This window comes from Brevibacillus sp. SIMBA_040 (assembly GCF_046535075.1).
Lineage (GTDB): Bacteria > Bacillota > Bacilli > Brevibacillales > Brevibacillaceae > Brevibacillus.
This window is the reverse complement of the sequence record NZ_JAWRXI010000028.1, coordinates 1-19,108: the sequence shown is the minus strand read 5'-3', so window position 1 is coordinate 19,108 and position 19,108 is coordinate 1. Positions and strand designations below refer to the sequence as shown.

The following is a 19,108-nucleotide window of genomic DNA, read 5'->3' as shown; positions in this document are numbered from 1 at the left end:
AGATGACGCTATTATACATGATGCCGTAAAAAAGCGTCAACCGAATCAAACTTATTCCCTTCTCCATTTTTCGAATATTTTCGCTATTTCATCATCCAATTTAATGCGTCTGGAGAAGCCTTCTTCATGTGTTTTTTCAACCTGCTGCTTGATTTCCTTGCCTGCATTTTCCATATCTAACAACAACTCCCGCGCGGATTTGCGCAGTGCTCCCTGACCGAAAATGACACGCTGGGAAGTGTAGTCAGATGTTGCTACATAAATTTGTCGATTTTTTTGGTGAAATTGGGAGACGAGCTGTTCAATTTTTTCGTCAGCCGTCTCCTTTTTCTTCGTGAAATAAATTTCTACCTGATAATCTTCCATTTGGCGACCGATGCCCGGTACATTATAGGCATCAAATACAATGATGACTTTCATTCCCATGTAGCTCTGGTATTCTGCCATTTTGGAAATCAGCTGATCACGCGCCTCGTCCATGCGATCTTGATCCTTTAATACGCGCAAGTCCGGCCAGGCACCGATGATATTATAGCCATCCACGATCAGCAGCTGCTTGGCTTTCTTTTTAGCCATTTCATTTCACCCGCGTCGGAAGTGGACTCCTGGAACGGTATACTTCATACATGAGCAGTGCCGCAGCTACTGAGGCATTGAGAGAGGTTACATTGCCGGCCATCGGCAGACTGTACAGAAAATCACAGTTTTCCCGTACCAAACGGCTGATGCCTTTGCCCTCACTGCCAATCACAATCGCAAGTGGCATTGTATAATCGCCTTGGCGGAAATCCTGCTTCGCACTCGCATCGGTACCTGCAATCCAGACACCACGCTCTTTTAATTCTTCCATGGTGCGGACCAAATTCGTTACACGCGCTACGGGCACATAATTGATAGCCCCAGCGGACGACTTGGCCACAGTAGCCGTCAAGCTGACCGAACGACGCTTGGGAATGACGACCCCATGAGCACCCACCGCATCTGCCGTCCGCATAATGGAGCCCAGATTATGCGGGTCCTCCAGCTCGTCCAGCAAAAGAATAAATGGTTGCTCGTTTTTTTCCTCTGCCCGCTTCAAAATATCGTCCACTTCTACATAATCGTAAGCGGCTACAGAAGCAATGACTCCCTGGTGGTTATCTGTAGACACCAGTTGATCCAGCTTCTTGCGGTTCGCCGTCGTCACAATGACTCCCTGCTCTTTTGCCAAAGAAAATACGGGGCCCATTAAATTTTTATTGGTTCCTTCTGCAATCCAAATCTTATTAATTGTACGCCCTGATCGGAGCGCTTCGATAACCGGGTTTTTCCCGAGAATCCACTCTTCACTCATGCTTATTCTCCTTCCACAATCGCAAAAGCTTGCTGCACAATTTCAGCGATCCGCTCTTCTTTTCCACTCAAATACAAATACCCGATCAACGCTTCAAAGGCAGTGGCATGACGATAGTCGATAATATCGGCATTTTTGGCCGTGGAGCCTGATTTGGCATTTCGTCCTCGTTTTACCACACTCAGCTCTTCCTCCGGCAAAGTAGGCATTAAAGTCAGTAAGACATTTGCCTGCGCTTTCGCTGACACATACCGGTTGGCTGCCTTGTGGAGCTGGTTTGGCTTAACCAGCCCCTTGGCAATTAGATGGTATCTCACACAATGAGCATAGGTAGCGTCGCCGAGAAAGGCAAGCACCAGTGGATTGGTCAGATTAGGATCTCGCGTTAGTTCTTCTTTTTGCATACCTTCTTCGGCCCCTTACTTACGGCGCCAGCGAACACCCTGTGGGGTGTCTTCCAGCACAATTCCTTTGGCTGCGAGCAAATCACGAATTTCGTCCGAACGAGCAAAATCGCGTGCTTTGCGTGCTTCTGTACGTTCTACGATCAGTGCATCGATTTCACTGTCCAAAAGCTCCTCTTCACATACAAGCTCCAGTCCAAATACTCCAGTCAGCTCCACGAGAAGCTCCATGTAGGCAGTGATCTCTTTTGTCCCTACATTCTGGTGACGCATGTAGAGATTGGCTTCTTTTACGATATCAAAGAATACGGTAATCGCATTCGCTGTATTCAGGTCGTCATCCATCTCCGCAATGAACCGCTCACGCAGATCGCTGATGATTTTGGCTTGCTCAGTTGCCTGGCCATTTGGCTCTTCGTCCCGCGACGTTTCCAGTCGATGAGAGAGGTTTGTGTAAGCTGTCTTGATTCTCTCCAGACCGTTTGCTGCTTGCTCCAACAATTCATCGCTAAAATTAATCGGGTTGCGGTAATGACCTTGCAGCATGAAGAAACGAATTAACTGTCCCCCGAATTTTGCGGTCAAATCACGAGCCAAAAGGAAGTTACCCAGTGATTTGGACATTTTTTCATTGTCGATATTGAGCATGCCGTTGTGTAGCCAGTAGCGCGCAAATACTTTTCCCGTAAAGCACTCGGACTGAGCAATTTCGTTCTCATGGTGAGGGAACACCAGATCGGTACCACCAGCATGAATATCGATTTCCTCGCCCAAAAACTTTAGCGCCATCGCCGAGCACTCGATGTGCCAGCCCGGGCGTCCTTCACCCCAAGGACTGCTCCATGTAACCTCTCCTGTCTTTGCCGCTTTCCACAAAGCAAAGTCAAGCGGGTGCTCCTTTTTCTCATTGATCTCTACGCGCGCGCCTGCTTGCAGGTCATCCAGCGGTTGATGAGAAAGCTTTCCATACAATTGAAAACGTCCCGTACGGAAGTATACATCGCCCTCACTCTCATAGGCGTAGCCTTTTTCGATCAGGCCTTGGATGAATTCAATGATTTCAGGGATTGTCTGCATCACACGCGGTTGAATATCAGGCGGCAGTACATTCAAGGAGCGCAAATCCTCATTGAAAGCATCGGTATAACGGTCAGCCACTTCTTTGACAGTCGTTCCCTCTTCATTGGCGACCCGGATCAGCTTATCGTCCACATCTGTAATGTTTTGTACAAACGTCACTTCGTAGCCGCGGTATTTCAAGTATCGGCGAAGTGTGTCGAAAACAATAGCTGGACGGGCGTTACCAATATGAATGTAGTTGTACACAGTCGGACCGCACACGTACATCTTTACCTTCCCTGGCTCCAATGTAACGAACGGTTCCTTTCGGCGTGTCATCGTATTAGTCAGTTGAATGCCCATTGTTCTTTTTATCCTCCCTCAAATGCTCCAATTCCGTTCGCAGCTGATCAATTTCTTTTTGCATCAAACGAATGGTATCTGCTACCGGGTCAGGCATATTCACGTGATCCAAATCATTTTTTACACGCTTGCCATCCTGAATGACGATGCGGGCTTTAATTCCTACGACGGTCGAATTCGGCGGTACCTCCTGCAAAACAACAGCACCAGCCCCTATCTTTGAATTATCGCCAATCTTGAAGGAGCCCAATACTTTTGCTCCAGTCGCAATAATGACATCATTTCCTACTGTAGGATGGCGTTTGCCTTTTTCCTTTCCTGTTCCCCCGAGAGTAACTCCTTGGTAAATCGTTACATTATCACCGATCTCACAAGTCTCCCCGATGACAACCCCACTCCCATGATCAATAAACAAACCTCGGCCGATCCGCGCGCCCGGGTGAATCTCAATCCCGGTAAAAAAGCGGGACACTTGAGAAACAACGCGAGCAAGCGTACACCATTCAGCCTTCCACAGCTTGTGGGCAATCCGGTGCCCCCATATCGCATGCAGACCCGCATAGGTCATAACGACCTCTAAGGTACTGCGCGCAGCCGGGTCTCGTTCAAATACAGCGCGAATGTCATCTCTCATCTGTGCTAACATTTTGGTGGCACCTCCTGCCTGATTTTCCTGCAAAAATAAAAAAAAACGCCCCTGCCTTTCATAACGAAAGGACAGAGACGGTTTCACCGTGGTTCCACTCTGCTTAGATTGTCATGAAGACGGCTAACCCAATGCGCATAGCCCTGACAATCTCGCTCAATATCCCGGTAACGGCGGGGCACCGATGGCACCTACTAGACATCTGGCCGCTGCTTTCCAGACGCTTTCAGCTCATTGCTCACAGGCGCATTTCCAAACAGGTCACGCCGGATGGCTCTCACCTATCCATCCTCTCTGTAGACGTGTGCCCTGCTGTACTTCTCCTGATCTTCGCATTCACTTTTTTATTCAAGAAAAGAGGCGCTTGCCTACTTTCCGTTTGCAATCACTTGATTTGTCCGCGCAATGACTTTATCACGTCCGAGCAGGTACAAGGTCTCTGCCAGATCGCGCCCATGCGCTTGACCGGTAGCTGCCACGCGGACTGGCATAAACAATGCCTTTCCTTTGTGACCCGTTTCCTTTTGCACTTCTTTCAGTGCTGCTTTGATAACATCAACATTATATGCGTCTTGGGCCGACAGGTGTTTAACAAAAGATGTCAGAACCTCTGGCAGCTGTGTTTCCTTCAGCACCAATGTTGCTTCTTCATCGTACACCACTTCGTCCAGGAAGAAAAGAGCTGCGAGCGGAACGATTTGTGCACAGTAGGACATTTGTTCTTGATACAGTCCCACGATGCTGCGAACCCAGCTTTGCTTTTCTTCGGACAGTGCTTCCTCAATGAAGCCCGCTTTTACCAGATGCGGGATACACATCTCGGTAATCAGCTCAAGCGACTGACGCTTCAGATAGAAATTGTTCATCCAGTTCATTTTGGTTGCATCAAAGACAGCTGGAGATTTGCTGACACGGTCTGCGGAGAACAGCTGGATCAGATCCTCCATGCCGAAAATCTCTTCTTCTCCACCTGGAGACCAGCCCAGAAGAACAAGGAAGTTCACGATCGCCTCTGGCAAGAAGCCCAGCTCACGGTATTGTTCGATGAACTGCAGGATGCTCTCATCGCGCTTGGACATTTTCTTGCCATCTTGATTCAAAATCAGCGCCAAGTGGGCAAATTGCGGTGTTTCCCAGCCAAATGCCTCATAAATCATCAATTGACGAGGTGTATTGGACAGATGCTCTTCCCCACGGATGACATGGCTGATTTCCATCAGATAGTCGTCAATCACTACAGCAAAATTATACGTTGGAATTCCATCAGGACGACAGATGACAAAGTCACCCATCTCGTTGGAATTGAAGGTTACTAGTCCACGAATCATATCATCTACAACGTATTCACGGTCTTCCTGCACCAGGAAGTGGATGGAAGGAACACGCCCTTCCGCTTCATACTGTGCACGCTGTTCTTCTGTAACATGACGGTGCTTTTCCAAAATACGTGGCGTTTCACCGCGTGCCAACTGCTCTTCACGCTCAGCATCCAGCTCTTCTTTACTGGCATAGCAGTAGTAAGCTTTGCCCTCTGCCAAAAGCTGATCAATATATTTACGATAGATATCCAGTCGCTCCATTTGACGATACGGCCCATATGGCCCGCCAAGGTCAGTGCCTTCTACCCATTCGACTCCGAGCCACTTCAGATTCTTCATCTGCTCTTCGTCAGCATTTTCCTTATTCCGCGTTTGGTCCGTATCCTCAATCCGAACGATGAATGAACCACCGTGATGTTTTGCAAACAAATAATTGAAAAGTGCGGTTCTCGCACCGCCGATGTGTAAATGCCCCGTAGGACTGGGCGCATAACGGGTGCGGATTTCTTTCGCCATTGGTAGCACCATCCTTATGAATGTAAAAGGGTGTAAATAATTGACTATCGTTACATGTTTCTAAGGCTTTATGTTACACCTTGCCCCTCTACTTGACAAGCAAGCATGCAGCCTGTGCCGCAATTCCTTCTCCGCGGCCTGTGAAACCAAGCTTTTCCGAGGTCGTTGCCTTCACATTTACTTGGGAGGGATCATCCGCCTCCAGCACCCGCGCGATGACCTCGCACATCTGCGGAATGTACGGAGCCATTTTTGGAGCTTGAGCGATGATCGTAGCGTCAACATTTCCCAAACGGTATCCGCGTTCCTTTACCATTTTCCATACGCGCTCCAAAAGCTTCACACTGTCTGCATCCTTGAAGGCTGGATCGGTATCAGGAAAATGCCGCCCGATATCTCCTTCTCCAATCGCCCCGAGAATGGCATCACTTATCGCATGCAAGAGCACGTCTGCATCGGAATGACCCAATAATCCTTTTTCATAGGGAAGTGTGACGCCACCGATGATGCAAGGACGACCCTCCACCAGTTGATGCACATCAAAGCCTTGTCCAATACGCATAGCTACTCTCCCTTTCGCTTTCGCAATATCTCTTCACCGAACCACAAATCATCCGGCGTGGTTATCTTTATGTTTTCGTAGCTTCCCTGTATGACAGTGACGGAATGACCGAGCCATTCTACCAGCATCGCATCATCTGTACCTACTTTACCTGCACGCTGCGCCGCCTCGTGTGCCTCTCGCAACAAAGACATACGAAAAGCTTGTGGGGTTTGTACCGCCCACAAGCTTTCCCGCGCTGGGGTTGCTTCCACAATTCCTGTGGCCCCCACCACTTTTATCGTATCTTTGACAGGAACAGCCATGATCGTCGCTTGATCGTGCTCTACCTGCTTGATCATTTCTCTGATCTGTTCGCGAGTGACAAAAGGTCGGGCCGCGTCGTGAACAAGTACATACGTGCAGTTTTCAGAAAGTGCGCCCAGGCCATTTCGCACACTATCCTGTCTCTCTGCTCCGCCCAGTACAACTGTTAGCTGAATCGCTTCTTTTTGAAGCCACTCTCGCACATCTGCGTAGTCCTGCTCGCTTACTACCAGGACGATTTGATCGACATCCTGATGAGTAGCGAAGAGGCGCACCGTATGAGCTAAAATCGGCTCTCCTGCAAGCGGTAACCACAGCTTATTCCGTTGCCCACCCATCCGTTTACCGGAACCGGCTGCAACGATTACGACACCCGTACTCACGATAATTCCTCTCCTGTCTCTCTATAACGCTCTTTCCAGAAGCTTCGGCTTGGCGAAGATCATTCGTCCAGCCGATGTTTGCAGTACGCTTGTCACGAGGACGTCTACATCATTGCCGATATATTCGCGTCCACCTTCCACGACGATCATCGTACCGTCATCGAGGTAAGCAACTCCCTGACCGTGCTCCTTGCCGTCCTTGATCACCTGAACGTTCATTTCTTCCCCAGGCAAAACGACCGGCTTCACTGCATTTGCCAAATCGTTGATATTCAGTACGGCTACACCTTGCAGCTCGCACACTTTATTCAAGTTAAAGTCGTTCGTGACGACTTTCCCGTTAATCACTTTCGCCAGCTTGATCAGCTTGCTGTCGACTTCGGATACCTCTTCAAAATCGCCTTCCCAAATCTGAACCTTGACCTTCATTTCCTTTTGAATCTTGTTCAGGATGTCCAGGCCACGGCGTCCGCGATTTCTTTTCAACACATCGGATGAATCTGCAATATGCTGAAGCTCTTCTAGTACAAACCCTGGTATTACGAGCACACCTTCCAAAAAGCCGGTGCGGCAAATATCTGCAATGCGTCCATCAATGATAACACTTGTATCCAATATTTTGTTCTCCACGTTCGATACGGTAGTGGAGGCATTGTCTTTTTTCTTATCCTTGCGTCCGATGGAAAAAACGGACATAATCTCGTCCCGCTTGCGGAAACCTACTTGGAACCCCAAATAGCCAAGCAGTCCGGAAACAACCAACGGCAAAAGATCTCCTATCAAAGGGATCGGAATTTTACTGATGGGCAGGAATAATAAAAACGCAACAATAAGACCACTAATCAACCCCATCGCTCCGAACATAACATCGACAATTGGCATTTTGACGAGTGTCTCTTCGCCCCAACGGACGACTCTCAAAATATAATCTAATAACCAATTGGCTAAAAAGAAGAACAAGATGGCACCAAGTACCGCACCAATATACTGTGTTCCAGCTACTACACCGAAATTCAAAAGCGGATTGAGCATCGAAAACAAGTCATCTCCGTATTGATACCCCAATCCACCGCCAATCAAGACAAAAAAGATTTTTCCTATGCGGCGTACCATGCCTTCACCTCCTTTTATTAATATAGACGTAAAGCTTTGAGTAAAACCCTATTTCTTTCCAAATGGCTAAAATGCTTCATCGGCACTTTCCCTCACTATAGCAAAAATGATTTTATCATGTCAAATAGCCAAAAATTTTAACATAGTTGTCAATTTCTCGTCAACCTCGAACACCCGTTTCCTTTGGATGCAAATTGACAGAGGGCAGACTCCCTTCTTATAATGGCAATAACGAATGCCCGAAAATTTTGACGATATCTACAGCCTAAAGCAGAGGTGAACCATATGGACAATCGAAGTGTAGACGACTTTCAAACGCAAGTATCGGAGCTTCTGATCAGACATCGGAGCGTACTGGACGTCATGTCCAAAGTTCAGGAATCGGCTTCCCGCATCAACCGTTCACTGACCAAATCCATCACTGAATGTGGCTGTGTGGAAGTGGTTGCTAAAAAGCAAACGTATGATTCCAGCAAAAACCTGGAGGAAAACAAGCCCCATTTGGACACCCACTTCTCCGGACCCTTGTGTGAGCATTGCCGCGACGTAGTCACTGCCGAGCTCGGTAAAAACCTGTTTTATCTCACAGCCTTGTGCAATATTACGGACATCAAGCTAGAAGACGTACTGGAGAAGGAGTCAAAGAGACTGAACACCCTGGGCGTATTCAACCTTTCATAACCTTTCACTCGTATTACGAACGAACCCTCAAAAAAGTTGCACTTAAAAAATGAAAAACCCGCACTCGAATGTGCGGGTTTTTGTCGTTGCCCTTTATTCAAAGGGCACAGATTCTTCTTCTTTGTTCTTTCTCTTACGTAATTTTTTGACGAGAAAGTCAACGTTTTTTTTTATTCCGTACAAAGCGTAAAACGCCAATGGCAAGAAGACAATCTTAGGGAATTGTTGTGGGTACTTGATCGCTACCACGACTACAATAGCAATGATAATCGGTGTAATCCAGTACGCGGATTTAGGAATACCCACTTTTTTGAAATTCGGATACTTGACCTTGGATACCATCAAAAAGGCGAGAAGCAGCATGCTTATTGCAAGCAGTACCGGGTTGAAAACCTGGTGGTATAGAGCAAGTGTAGCCAGCACACCACCCGCTGCCGTAATCGGCAAACCGATGAAGTAACCTGGAACTCCGGCTTGGACATTGAAGCGAGCCAAGCGCAGCGCCCCACAGATTGGAAAAATCGCGGTGACAAAAATACCGAGCAGGTTGAAATCTTGCAGGACGACAACATACATGATAAACGCTGGCGCTACCCCGAACGTGATCACGTCAGACAAGGAATCCAGTTCCTTACCGAACTCGCTTTGTGCATTCAGCATTCGTGCTACGCGTCCGTCCAGTCCGTCTGCCAGCATACCGATTATTACTGTAATAGCTGCATAATCGACGTATTGATCGCCTTGAAACGCAAGAATAATTGCTAAAACTCCCAGAAACAAGTTGCTTACGGTTAGTATGTTCGGTAACGATTTCACGAACATAGACTTACCTCCTGATTTCTTCTGCCTAAAAGAAAGTCGTCTCCTAGGCAAATGTTGAAAACAAATAATGCCTTAATCCTATCTACTTTAAATGTGCCTGTCAATGAACACTTGTTCCTGAATCCGTTTCAGACCATCTTTGATAGCCCTCGCTCGAACCTCTCCAATCCCCTCAACTTCGTCCAATTCCTGGATCGTAGCCATCATAATTCTAGGTAAATTATGGAAATGAAGAACCAAATTTGTGATGATGGAAATAGGAAGCCTTGGGATTTTTTGCAAAATACGATACCCTCTTGGAGAAACAGATTCTTCAAGCATACTGACGTTTGCAGAGTATCCAAGGACACGCAAGAAAGAGGGCAATTCTAACATTTCATCGGAGCTTAGTTTTTTCATGTCACGCAGTACATGATCAGGAGAATACGACACGTCTCGACAATAATCGCGAATGAGCATGTGCGCTTCTTCTTCAATGTTTGATACAAGCTCCTCCATCTGCATGCTAACGAGCCTTCCCTCGATTCCTAGCTCACATATGTACTTGGAGACCTCTGTCTTAATACGTAATACCATCTCAATTCGTTGCAAAACGGAAGTAACTTCTTGAAACGTTACTAATTCCTCAAATTCCAACGCACCGAGATTGGTCAGCGTCTGATCCAGAACGGCCTTGTATTTCTCCAAGGTGGAGACGGCCTGATTGGCCTTTGCCAGAATGACGCTTATTTCATTTAAGACATAACGGAAGTTCCCTTGGTACAGTGTAATGACATTGCGACGTTGAGAGATTGCAATCACCAGATAGTGAGTCTGAATAGCAGTTCTTTGAGCCGTCCGATGGCGTGTTCCTGTTTCACTGGTAGATATGGAGGCAGGAGGAAACAGTTGGGTATTGGCATACAGGATTCTTTTTGCGTCTTCACTTACTATGATGGCACCATCCATCTTCGCCAATTCATACAAATGGGCAGGAGAGAAGTCACAATTGATGGAAAAACCACCATCGACAATCGATCTCATCTCCGGACCGTAGCCAACGACGATTAATCCACCCGTTTTCGCCCTCAAAACATTTTCCAATCCTTCCCGTAGCTGTGTACCGGGAGCGACTGAGCGAAGCACATCGCTAAACTGCGGATTTCTTTTGGTGTTCTCCTGCATCCCTCGCTCCTACCCCCTTATCACCTCATTCAAAGCCTCTGCTATGTTGTTTACACCAATCACTTGGATATCGTCTGGTGCCTCCAACCCGCGAATGTTCTTTTCTGGAATGATAACTCGCTTGAAGCCTAACTTGTGTGCTTCCCGCACCCTTTGTTCAATCCGTGAAACCCCTCGCACCTCTCCAGTCAAGCCGATTTCTCCGATAACCACATCGTGCGGATTGGTTGCGTGATCGCGAAAACTGCTGGCAATACTGACGGCTATTGCCAGATCGACTGCTGGCTCATCTAACCGTACTCCCCCTGCCACATTCACATACGCATCCTGATTTTGAAGCATCATGCCCATACGCTTTTCCAGAACAGCCATGATCATTGCTACACGTTGATGATCTACGCCCGTAGCCATACGTCGTGGTGTCACAAAGCTAGTAGGCGCTACAAGAGCCTGAAGCTCTACTAGGACGGGACGAGTCCCTTCCATGCTCGCTACGACAGTGGAGCCTGCCACGCCATGAGGACGCTCTGCCAGAAAGATCTCTGAAGGGTTTGCTACTTCCTCCAGTCCCCGATCCTTCATTTCAAAAATGCCGATCTCATTTGTCGAACCAAAGCGATTTTTGACAGCACGTAAAATGCGGAAAGTGTTATGACGTTCTCCCTCAAAATAAAGCACGGCATCCACCATATGCTCCAGCATACGCGGTCCGGCGATGGAGCCTTCCTTGGTCACGTGACCTACAATGAATGTACCGATCCCTTTTCCTTTGGCAATCCGCATCAGCTGGGCAGTAGCCTCTCGTACCTGGGCGACACTTCCCGCCGCAGATTGTACCGCAGGGTGAAACACAGTCTGAATTGAATCGATGATCAAAACATGGGGGTCTACTTGATTAATATGCTGTTCGATCAAATCTAAATCATTTTCTGCCAAGACAAACATGGGCGGTGTTTGCATATTCAGTCGATCCGCGCGTAATTTGATTTGTTTTGCCGATTCCTCACCGGATACATAAAGCACCTTGGCACCTTGGTGAGCTAATGTAAAAGAGGTTTGTAGAAGCAGTGTTGATTTGCCGATTCCCGGATCGCCCCCGACGAGAATGAGGGAGCCTGGTACAAGTCCGCCACCGAGTACACGATTTAATTCACCGATGGTCGTATCCATCCGCGGATCTTCTGCACTTGCTATCTGAGTCAAAGGAATTGCTGCCTGACGCTGTCCACCACTCATCCCTTCATGGCGGTGTGCAGCCTTCACCGTCACTTCCTCGACCAGCGTATTCCAGCTGTTACAGCCTGGACATTTCCCCATCCATTTTGGTGATTCATAGCCACATTCTTGACACGCGTATTTCGTTTTATACTTTGACATATTCGCACCCTCACTTGGAATTTCTCCTCTATTTTTACCATAGATACGCACCCAAAAAAAGAATACCTCCTGAAACAGGAGGCATTCCACATTATTTTCCTACCTTATGACTTTGTCTTTTCCAACCGTTTTACTACCAGCTGACCATCTTCAGATTCAATGTTTACCGTGTCGCCTTTGCTGATGTTACCTTTCAGCAGCTCTTCGGACAAGCGGTCCTCAATGTGACGCTGAATGGCACGACGCAGCGGACGGGCACCGTATGCAGGATCGAAGCCTTCCTTCGCCAATATTTTCTTGGCGTCGTCGGTCAATTGGAAATCAATGCTTTGTTCTTTCAAGCGTTTACGCAGCTCATCTGTCATCAAAGACACGATTTGCTCGATGTGCTCCTGCTCCAGAGAGTGGAACACAATGACCTCATCGATCCGGTTCAGGAACTCAGGACGGAAGCTCTTTTTCAGCTCATCCATCACCTTGTCCTTCATATCCTGGTATTTTCTTTCGGTATCGCCGGTTGTGAAGCCAAGGGTCGTGTTTTTCTTGATCATGCTTGCTCCTACGTTGGAGGTCATAATCACGACGGTATTGCGGAAGTCTACCGTGCGTCCTTTAGAATCTGTCAAACGACCGTCATCAAGTACCTGCAGTAAGATGTTGAACACATCTGGATGCGCTTTTTCGATCTCGTCGAGCAAGATAACCGAATACGGCTTGCGACGAACTTTTTCTGTCAGCTGGCCGCCTTCATCATAGCCTACATATCCCGGAGGCGCGCCCACTAGACGTGCTGTAGAGTGTTTCTCCATGTACTCGGACATGTCTACACGGATCATCGCGTCTTCATCTCCAAAGAGCGTTTCCGCTACTGCACGGGCCAGCTCGGTTTTCCCTACACCTGTTGGTCCGAGGAAAATAAAGGAGCCAATGGGACGCTTCGGATCTTTGAGGCCCGCACGTGCACGGCGAACCGCACGGGAGACGGATTTGACTGCCTCATCCTGACCGATGACACGACCATGGAGGATTGCTTCCATTTTCAACAGTCTCTCGGTTTCCTCTTCCTTGAGCTTGAGAACAGGAATTCCTGTCCAGCTAGCCACAACGGTCGCGATATCCTCTGGAGTTACCTCCATGTTTAGCTGACCTTGACGTTCTTTCCAATCTTTTTTCGTTTTATCCAGCTCTTCGCGCAGCTTTTGCTCCTGATCACGCAAGGCTGCTGCCTCTTCGAATTCCTGCGACTGAACAGCCGCATCCTTTTCCTTGCGTACCTCTTCCAGACGTCCCTCCAGCTCCTTGAGATTCGGTGGAACGGTGAAGGATTGCAAACGCACCTTGGAAGCGGCCTCATCCACAAGGTCAATCGCCTTGTCAGGCAAGAAACGATCTGTGATATAGCGATCAGACAGCTTGACTGCCTGCTCAATAGCTTCATCCGTAATCTTTACGCGATGGTGAGCCTCATAACGATCACGCAAGCCGTGGAGGATTTTAACGGCATCCTCGGCTGTTGGCTCATCTACCTGAATCGGTTGGAAACGACGCTCAAGCGCTGCATCCTTTTCGATGTACTTGCGGTATTCGTCCAGGGTGGTAGCCCCTACGCACTGCAATTCGCCACGGGCCAGAGCTGGCTTCAAAATGTTTGAAGCGTCAATCGCTCCTTCGGCACCACCAGCACCGATCAATGTATGCAATTCGTCAATAAACAGGATGATATTTCCGGCCTGCCTGATTTCATCCATAATCTTTTTCAAGCGATCTTCGAATTCACCGCGATATTTGGTACCTGCTACCACTGTACCCATATCGAGTGTCATGACACGTTTATCGCGAAGTGTTTCGGGAATTTCGTTGTTTACAATCTTTTGTGCCAAGCCTTCCGCAATTGCTGTTTTCCCTACGCCTGGCTCCCCGATTAATACCGGATTATTTTTGGTCCGTCTGCTCAGTACTTGAATCACACGCTCAATTTCTTTTTGACGTCCAATGACTGGGTCAAGACCACCGTCACGTGCGATGGCAGTAAGGTCGCGTGCCAATCCATCCAAAGTCGGTGTATTCGCCGCTGGGTTACCTCCAGAAGGCTGATGGGATGCCATTAGCTCCGAGCTACCTAGCAGCTGCAGAACCTGCTGACGCGCCTTGTTCAAGCTCACACCTAAATTATTCATAATGCGTGCTGCAATGCCTTCGCCTTCACGGATCAGACCAAGCAGGATGTGTTCCGTACCGACGTAGGTGTGACCCAGCTTGCGAGCCTCATCCATGGACAGTTCAATTACCTTTTTGGCGCGAGGTGTATAGTTTGGCGTGTAATTACTACCGGACTGCTCTGTTCCACGTCCGATCAACGACTCCACTTCACTCTGGATTTTGTCGAGCCCAAGCCCAAGTGATTGCAATGCCTTGGCAGCAATGCCCTCGCCTTCTCGAATCAGCCCTAAGAGTACATGCTCTGTCCCAATATCCTTGTGTCCGAGACGCACTGCCTCTTCTAGGGCAAGCGCCAGTACTTTTTGTGCTCGTTCCGTAAAACGTCCAAACATCATAACGTACACCTCCGTATAACCGTGTTTTTTCTCTATGGGTTAACTGTTGCATATTACTGCCCTTTACGTGTCAATCAGATGACTCGTTCACTCCGATTCGCTCCCGGATTAAACGGGCTCTGCGTTCGTCTCGCTGGTCCGGAGTCAGCTTTTGCCCTGCGTGCTGCTGCAGAAAACCAGGCTGGGTCGTCACGAGCAGCTCATTCAGGATCAGCGGTGACACATTTGGAATCACACCAAGATCAATCCCGAGTCGTACATCGGATAGGCGTTGTGCTGCTTCCTTGGACTCCACCGTACGTGCGAACATCAAAATGCCATACGAGCGGAATATCCGGTCCTCCAATGATATGCGTGTATGCTCAAGCAAATAAGTACGTGCTACACGCTCCTGCTCGATAATCTGTCTGGCTACCCCGTACAGATTCGAGAGGATATCTGTTTCTGACAATCCAAGCGTTACCTGATTGGAGAGTTGAAACAGGTTCCCTAACGCTTCGCTACCTTCCCCGTAAATTCCTCTAACGACCAAGCCAACTTGATTAATCGCTTGCAGAATCCGGCTGATTTGCTGAGTCATAACTAGTGCTGGCAGATGCAGCATAACCGAGGCGCGAATCCCAGTTCCCACATTGGTTGGGCAGCTTGTGAGGTACCCTCTGGTTTCATCAAACGCGTAGTTGAGATGCTTCTCAAAAATATCATCTATTTTTGTTCCGATTTCCCATGTCTCATTCAATCGAAACCCGGGCAACAGAACTTGAATTCGTATATGGTCTTCTTCATTTACCATGATGCTGACTGACTCGTCTGGACTAAGTAAAACGGCTCCTTTACGTGATTCCTCTGCCAAGTGGGGGCTAATCAGGTGCTTCTCCACCAATACCCGTTTCTCTAATGGATTTACCTGATCCATTTGAATAATTTGCAGAGGCTGTCGTTTGCGCATGGCCTCCGAATCGCATACCTCCGTTACCTTTCTAACAACTTCCTCTCCTTGGGAGTCGGTTGCCAATAACGGGAAAGGGTGCTGGCGCAGATTTCGGGCGATTCGCAGCCGTGTGCTGATAACGATATCGGAATCGGGACCTTCTCCTTTCATCCAATTGCTCCACGGGTTTTGCATAAACTGCTGTTGGCTCATTACCTGCTTACCTCCCCTTGTTACGATTGGGCCATTTTTTGTTCCAAAGCACGAATTCGGTCACGCATCTCAGCTGCCTTTTCAAATTCCTCGCTGGCAATATGACTTTGCAGGGCTTGTTTTAGCTGCTCCAGCTCTTTACGGATTTTCAGCTGGCCACCCGTACGCTCCGGCACTTTGCCGCTATGCTGGGTATTGCCATGAATGCGTCGGAGCAACGGGTCGAGCTTATCCCCCAAAAAGGTGTAGCAATCACTGCATCCGAAGCGTCCGCTTTTGCTGAACTGAGCATATGTGAGTCCGCAGGTTTCGCACCGGAGTGGTTTGCTCGTTGCCGTTTCGCGTCCATTTTTCTGCATGGGATCAAATTTCAATAGTCCTGAAAGGAGATTGTTGATGCTAAAATTGTGAAAGCCGGTAAAGACGTCCCCTTTTTCCTGAGCACAGTGCTCACAAATATGGTATTCGGTTTTTTCGCCATTGACGATTTTCGTCAGATGAAGTGTCGCCGGTCGTTTTCCGCATTCCTCACAGTTCATCACATCATCCCTCCTAGCACTGGGCGTCCCTGTTCCTTTGTTTACTTCAACAGGATTGCCGCAATCATCTGCTTTAAAATATTTGCCCGCAAACGATCTCGTAATTCCGTGTCTACAGTCAATACGTTTCGCGATGTGGCAATTTTCATCAAAGTGGCTTCCCTGATGTTGACTAGGCCTTCTTCGAACAGTCTTTCCACTATTGCATTACCCACATTTTGGGCAATACTCTCACCGATCAGCTCTTCGGTCAACAATTCCTGCAAACGCGCCTTGCTGACAATCTGCACTTTGCGAATACGTATATACCCGCCACCGCCACGCTTACTTTCCACGATATACCCTTTTTGTACGGTAAATCGAGTGTTGATGACGTAATTAATTTGGGACGGGACACATTGAAAAAGGTCGGCAAGCTCACTACGCTGAATCTCGATAGCTCCATTGGGACTCTCGGTAATGATGCTTTTTAAGTGATGTTCAATGATGTCCGAGATGTTTCGCAAGTCATCGCCTCCTGTTCCATGTGTTTTAACTATTGACTTTGACTATCTTTGACTTTGATTATAATGGGTTTACTACGCTCATGCAAGGGGTGAATACACTTTCTAGTGTGGGCAAAAAGGGGGCGCTTGAAACCAAAGAAAAAACCACTCCAGTCGGAATGGTTTATGTTTGATTATGCGTGATGGTGTCGATTTTTGAAAGAATCTCAAGTAATTGCGGGAAGCTTGTAATGACAATCGTAGCTCCATCCAGTTCTCCTGGTTGGGCAAAACCGAAGTCGCAGCCAATCGTCTTAAGTCCATTGGTTGTTCCTGCCTCAATATCTGAATGACGATCTCCTACCATGATGGCTTGCTTGATCTGATAATCGTGCAACAGCTTGGCGACCAGGTCATTTTTTGATTTCGTGGCAAATCGCCCTGCCGAGTACAGGTCAGTTAGAAGCGGCTTTAGTCCATATTCTTCACAGATGGCCTCAATGTACCCCTCTTGCCCATTACTCGCTATAAATAGGGCATACCCCTGTGCATGGAGAGCTTCGAGCGTCTCCTTTACTCCTGGGTACAGATCGGTAATTCGCTCCTGTATGAGCTGAGTTTCATTTTCCAGTAATAACGTATCTGCTGCATGGACCGTCTCTTCACTCGCACCAGGTATGAGCTTGTTCCAGGCCTGCTCAATCGTCATCCCAAGAAGATTGGTAATCTCACCCTCATCCGGAGTTGGCCCATCCCATAATCCCTTTTTTTGCAGCTGCTCAAACGTTCGAGTAAATGCTGGAATGGCCAGCTTCTCAGTCTGCAGCAAAGTGCCATCCATATCGAACAGAATTGCAAAAGAAATACTCATTTGTTTCTCCCGTCCCCTCTTACTGTCGCCTGAGGCTAGTCATTTTCAGCTTGGAGCGCTATTTCCATATCGCCTCGAATAAATTCGGAAATCCGCTGTGCCGCATCCGGTTTCGATATTTTTTGACCCATTCGTCTCATATACTCTACCTTTGACGGACTATGCAATAACTCGTCGATAAAATAAATCAGCTGCTCTGACAAATTGGCATGTACCGCACAGCCATTATTCAACAGGAAGTGGCTATTTCGCTCTTCTTGTCCCGGCAACGGGTTGTAAATAATCATGGGTACCCTCTTGCTCATCACCTCAGCAGATGTTAATCCACCGGATTTTGTCACTATAAGATCGGCTGTTTCCAAATACTCATGGAAGTTGCTTATAAATTTTAGAGGGACAACCTCATGTCGATAGGTGCGATTGGTAACTTTTTTATAAAGCTTATCATTGGTTCCAGTGAGTACAAAGGTCTTCAGCGGGAGGTTTATCGCCTCCAGTCCGTCGAGTACCTTTTCCATGGAGCCTAGACCCAGGCCGCCCCCCGAGAGTATGATACTTTTTTGTTCTGGAGCAAGTCCCAGCTTCATTCTGATCTCTTGGGCATCCAGTGGCATACTGAACTTTCGCATAATCGGAATACCCATCGGAATGAATTTCTGATGATCCTGCCGATAAAGGTCTACTAAATAATAAAGCTGCTCATGTCCGATGAAGTAGTAATTGATGTGATGATTAATCCAGGACGGATGAATCGTATAGTCCGTAATGATCGTGTAGATCGGCTCTTTCCAGTTATTTCTTCCTTTAAGTACAGAGAGCATGCAGCTCGCAAAAGGATGCGTTGCAATGAATGCATCAGGTTGAACACTGTTGATGAGCTTTTTCAATTTGTTGGCGAGCAATTTGTTCATCAGTACATTCATATCAAAAAAACGGCTTTTCTCCGTATTGTGGTATATTCTCCCCCACATTTTCGGTGACAGTCGTAACAGATTCATATAGCTTTCCAGCAAGATCTTGTGAAACGTGGGACTAATATATTCCAACGTATCAATGATCATAGACGTGCAACCATTCTCAGCCAAGCTTTCCTGCATAGCTCTGGCAGCTTGATTGTGACCGTTGCCGATGGAAGCAGAAAAGATGAGGATTTTTTTCATGAATTCTTCTCCTTCATAAACCTTGCCTTGCCTACTCCAACGCCAGATTCAGGTACCTTCTCATGTTAGTCTACCCTCTCTCCAGTCCGCAAGAGGGTTCTTGTCGGCCATTCGAACTAACTTATCGACAAATTAAAAGGTCTTTTTACGTTTTTTACCAAAAGCGAATTGAGATTTTATCTGTACAACGAAAAACCTCCTTACCCATTTTGGGGTAAAGAGGTTCATTTCATTCCTTGAAAACTGGATCTGCATGATTGCTAAGAGTGTGGATAAGTCCTCGACCGATTAGTATTCGTCAGCTCC

General features: G+C 47.6%; 19 protein-coding genes and 1 other annotated feature. Of the genes, 1 reads left to right on the top strand and 18 read right to left on the bottom strand.

Features of this window, described 5'->3' with window-relative positions:
- Positions 1-51 precede the first annotated feature (51 nt).
- From SB752_RS29720 to SB752_RS29680, 9 genes are all read right to left on the bottom strand, one after another.
- A complete protein-coding gene (locus SB752_RS29720; RefSeq protein WP_410719067.1) occupies positions 52-576 on the bottom strand; it encodes an NYN domain-containing protein in 525 nt (174 codons plus the stop codon).
- 1 nt (position 577) lies between these two features.
- A complete protein-coding gene (gene rlmB, locus SB752_RS29715) occupies positions 578-1,333 on the bottom strand; it encodes a 23S rRNA (guanosine(2251)-2'-O)-methyltransferase RlmB (protein ID WP_213025986.1) in 756 nt (251 codons plus the stop codon).
- 2 nt (positions 1,334-1,335) lie between these two features.
- Complete coding sequence (locus SB752_RS29710) at positions 1,336-1,737, bottom strand: Mini-ribonuclease 3 (protein WP_103110202.1); 402 nt, start codon at positions 1,735-1,737, stop codon at positions 1,336-1,338.
- A gap of 15 nt (positions 1,738-1,752) precedes the next feature.
- Positions 1,753-3,159, bottom strand: a complete 1,407-nt coding sequence (gene cysS, locus SB752_RS29705; RefSeq protein ID WP_410719066.1) for a cysteine--tRNA ligase — start codon at positions 3,157-3,159, stop codon at positions 1,753-1,755.
- Positions 3,140-3,805 carry a serine O-acetyltransferase gene (gene cysE / locus SB752_RS29700; RefSeq protein WP_410719065.1) on the bottom strand — a complete coding sequence of 222 codons (666 nt, stop codon included), beginning with the start codon at positions 3,803-3,805 and terminating at the stop codon, positions 3,140-3,142. Before cysE ends, cysS begins: the two co-directional genes overlap by 20 nt.
- Positions 3,806-3,875: 70 nt before the next feature.
- Positions 3,876-4,145, bottom strand: a binding site (T-box leader).
- 28 nt (positions 4,146-4,173) lie between these two features.
- Positions 4,174-5,640 carry a glutamate--tRNA ligase gene (gltX, locus tag SB752_RS29695; RefSeq protein ID WP_410719064.1) on the bottom strand — a complete coding sequence of 489 codons (1,467 nt, stop codon included), beginning with the start codon at positions 5,638-5,640 and terminating at the stop codon, positions 4,174-4,176.
- Between the two features lie 88 nt (positions 5,641-5,728).
- The gene (ispF, locus tag SB752_RS29690; RefSeq protein ID WP_410719063.1) at positions 5,729-6,202 is read right to left on the bottom strand and encodes a 2-C-methyl-D-erythritol 2,4-cyclodiphosphate synthase; all 474 of its coding nucleotides are present in this window, start codon (positions 6,200-6,202) and stop codon (positions 5,729-5,731) included.
- 2 nt (positions 6,203-6,204) lie between these two features.
- Entirely contained in the window at positions 6,205-6,891 is a 687-nt protein-coding gene (ispD, locus tag SB752_RS29685) for a 2-C-methyl-D-erythritol 4-phosphate cytidylyltransferase (protein ID WP_410719062.1), read from the bottom strand.
- Between the two features lie 21 nt (positions 6,892-6,912).
- On the bottom strand, positions 6,913-8,004 hold the full coding sequence (locus SB752_RS29680) for a PIN/TRAM domain-containing protein (protein WP_410719061.1): 1,092 nt from the start codon (positions 8,002-8,004) through the stop codon (positions 6,913-6,915).
- 285 nt (positions 8,005-8,289) lie between these two features.
- On the opposite strand from SB752_RS29680, the gene SB752_RS29675 reads away from it, so the two are divergent.
- Positions 8,290-8,685, top strand: coding sequence for a nucleoside triphosphate pyrophosphohydrolase family protein (locus SB752_RS29675; protein WP_410719060.1), 396 nt, complete (start codon positions 8,290-8,292; stop codon positions 8,683-8,685).
- A 93-nt stretch (positions 8,686-8,778) separates the two neighbouring features.
- Here the strand turns inward: SB752_RS29675 and pssA are convergent, their stop codons facing one another.
- From pssA to SB752_RS29630, 9 genes are all read right to left on the bottom strand, one after another.
- On the bottom strand, positions 8,779-9,507 hold the full coding sequence (gene pssA, locus SB752_RS29670; protein ID WP_410719059.1) for a CDP-diacylglycerol--serine O-phosphatidyltransferase: 729 nt from the start codon (positions 9,505-9,507) through the stop codon (positions 8,779-8,781).
- 87 nt (positions 9,508-9,594) lie between these two features.
- A complete protein-coding gene (gene disA, locus SB752_RS29665) occupies positions 9,595-10,671 on the bottom strand; it encodes a DNA integrity scanning diadenylate cyclase DisA (RefSeq protein WP_410719058.1) in 1,077 nt (358 codons plus the stop codon).
- Positions 10,672-10,680: 9 nt separating this feature from the next.
- On the bottom strand, positions 10,681-12,048 hold the full coding sequence (radA, locus tag SB752_RS29660; protein WP_410719057.1) for a DNA repair protein RadA: 1,368 nt from the start codon (positions 12,046-12,048) through the stop codon (positions 10,681-10,683).
- A 104-nt stretch (positions 12,049-12,152) separates the two neighbouring features.
- A complete protein-coding gene (locus SB752_RS29655) occupies positions 12,153-14,603 on the bottom strand; it encodes an ATP-dependent Clp protease ATP-binding subunit (protein WP_410719056.1) in 2,451 nt (816 codons plus the stop codon).
- Between the two features lie 70 nt (positions 14,604-14,673).
- Complete coding sequence (mcsB, locus tag SB752_RS29650) at positions 14,674-15,747, bottom strand: protein-arginine kinase McsB (protein ID WP_410719055.1); 1,074 nt, start codon at positions 15,745-15,747, stop codon at positions 14,674-14,676.
- Between the two features lie 20 nt (positions 15,748-15,767).
- Complete coding sequence (gene mcsA, locus SB752_RS29645) at positions 15,768-16,286, bottom strand: protein-arginine kinase activator protein McsA (RefSeq protein ID WP_410719054.1); 519 nt, start codon at positions 16,284-16,286, stop codon at positions 15,768-15,770.
- A 41-nt stretch (positions 16,287-16,327) separates the two neighbouring features.
- On the bottom strand, positions 16,328-16,792 hold the full coding sequence (locus SB752_RS29640; RefSeq protein ID WP_103110214.1) for a CtsR family transcriptional regulator: 465 nt from the start codon (positions 16,790-16,792) through the stop codon (positions 16,328-16,330).
- Between the two features lie 163 nt (positions 16,793-16,955).
- The gene (locus SB752_RS29635; protein ID WP_410719053.1) at positions 16,956-17,642 is read right to left on the bottom strand and encodes an HAD family hydrolase; all 687 of its coding nucleotides are present in this window, start codon (positions 17,640-17,642) and stop codon (positions 16,956-16,958) included.
- A gap of 35 nt (positions 17,643-17,677) precedes the next feature.
- Positions 17,678-18,802, bottom strand: coding sequence for an MGDG synthase family glycosyltransferase (locus SB752_RS29630; RefSeq protein ID WP_410719052.1), 1,125 nt, complete (start codon positions 18,800-18,802; stop codon positions 17,678-17,680).
- Positions 18,803-19,108: the final 306 nt, after the last annotated feature.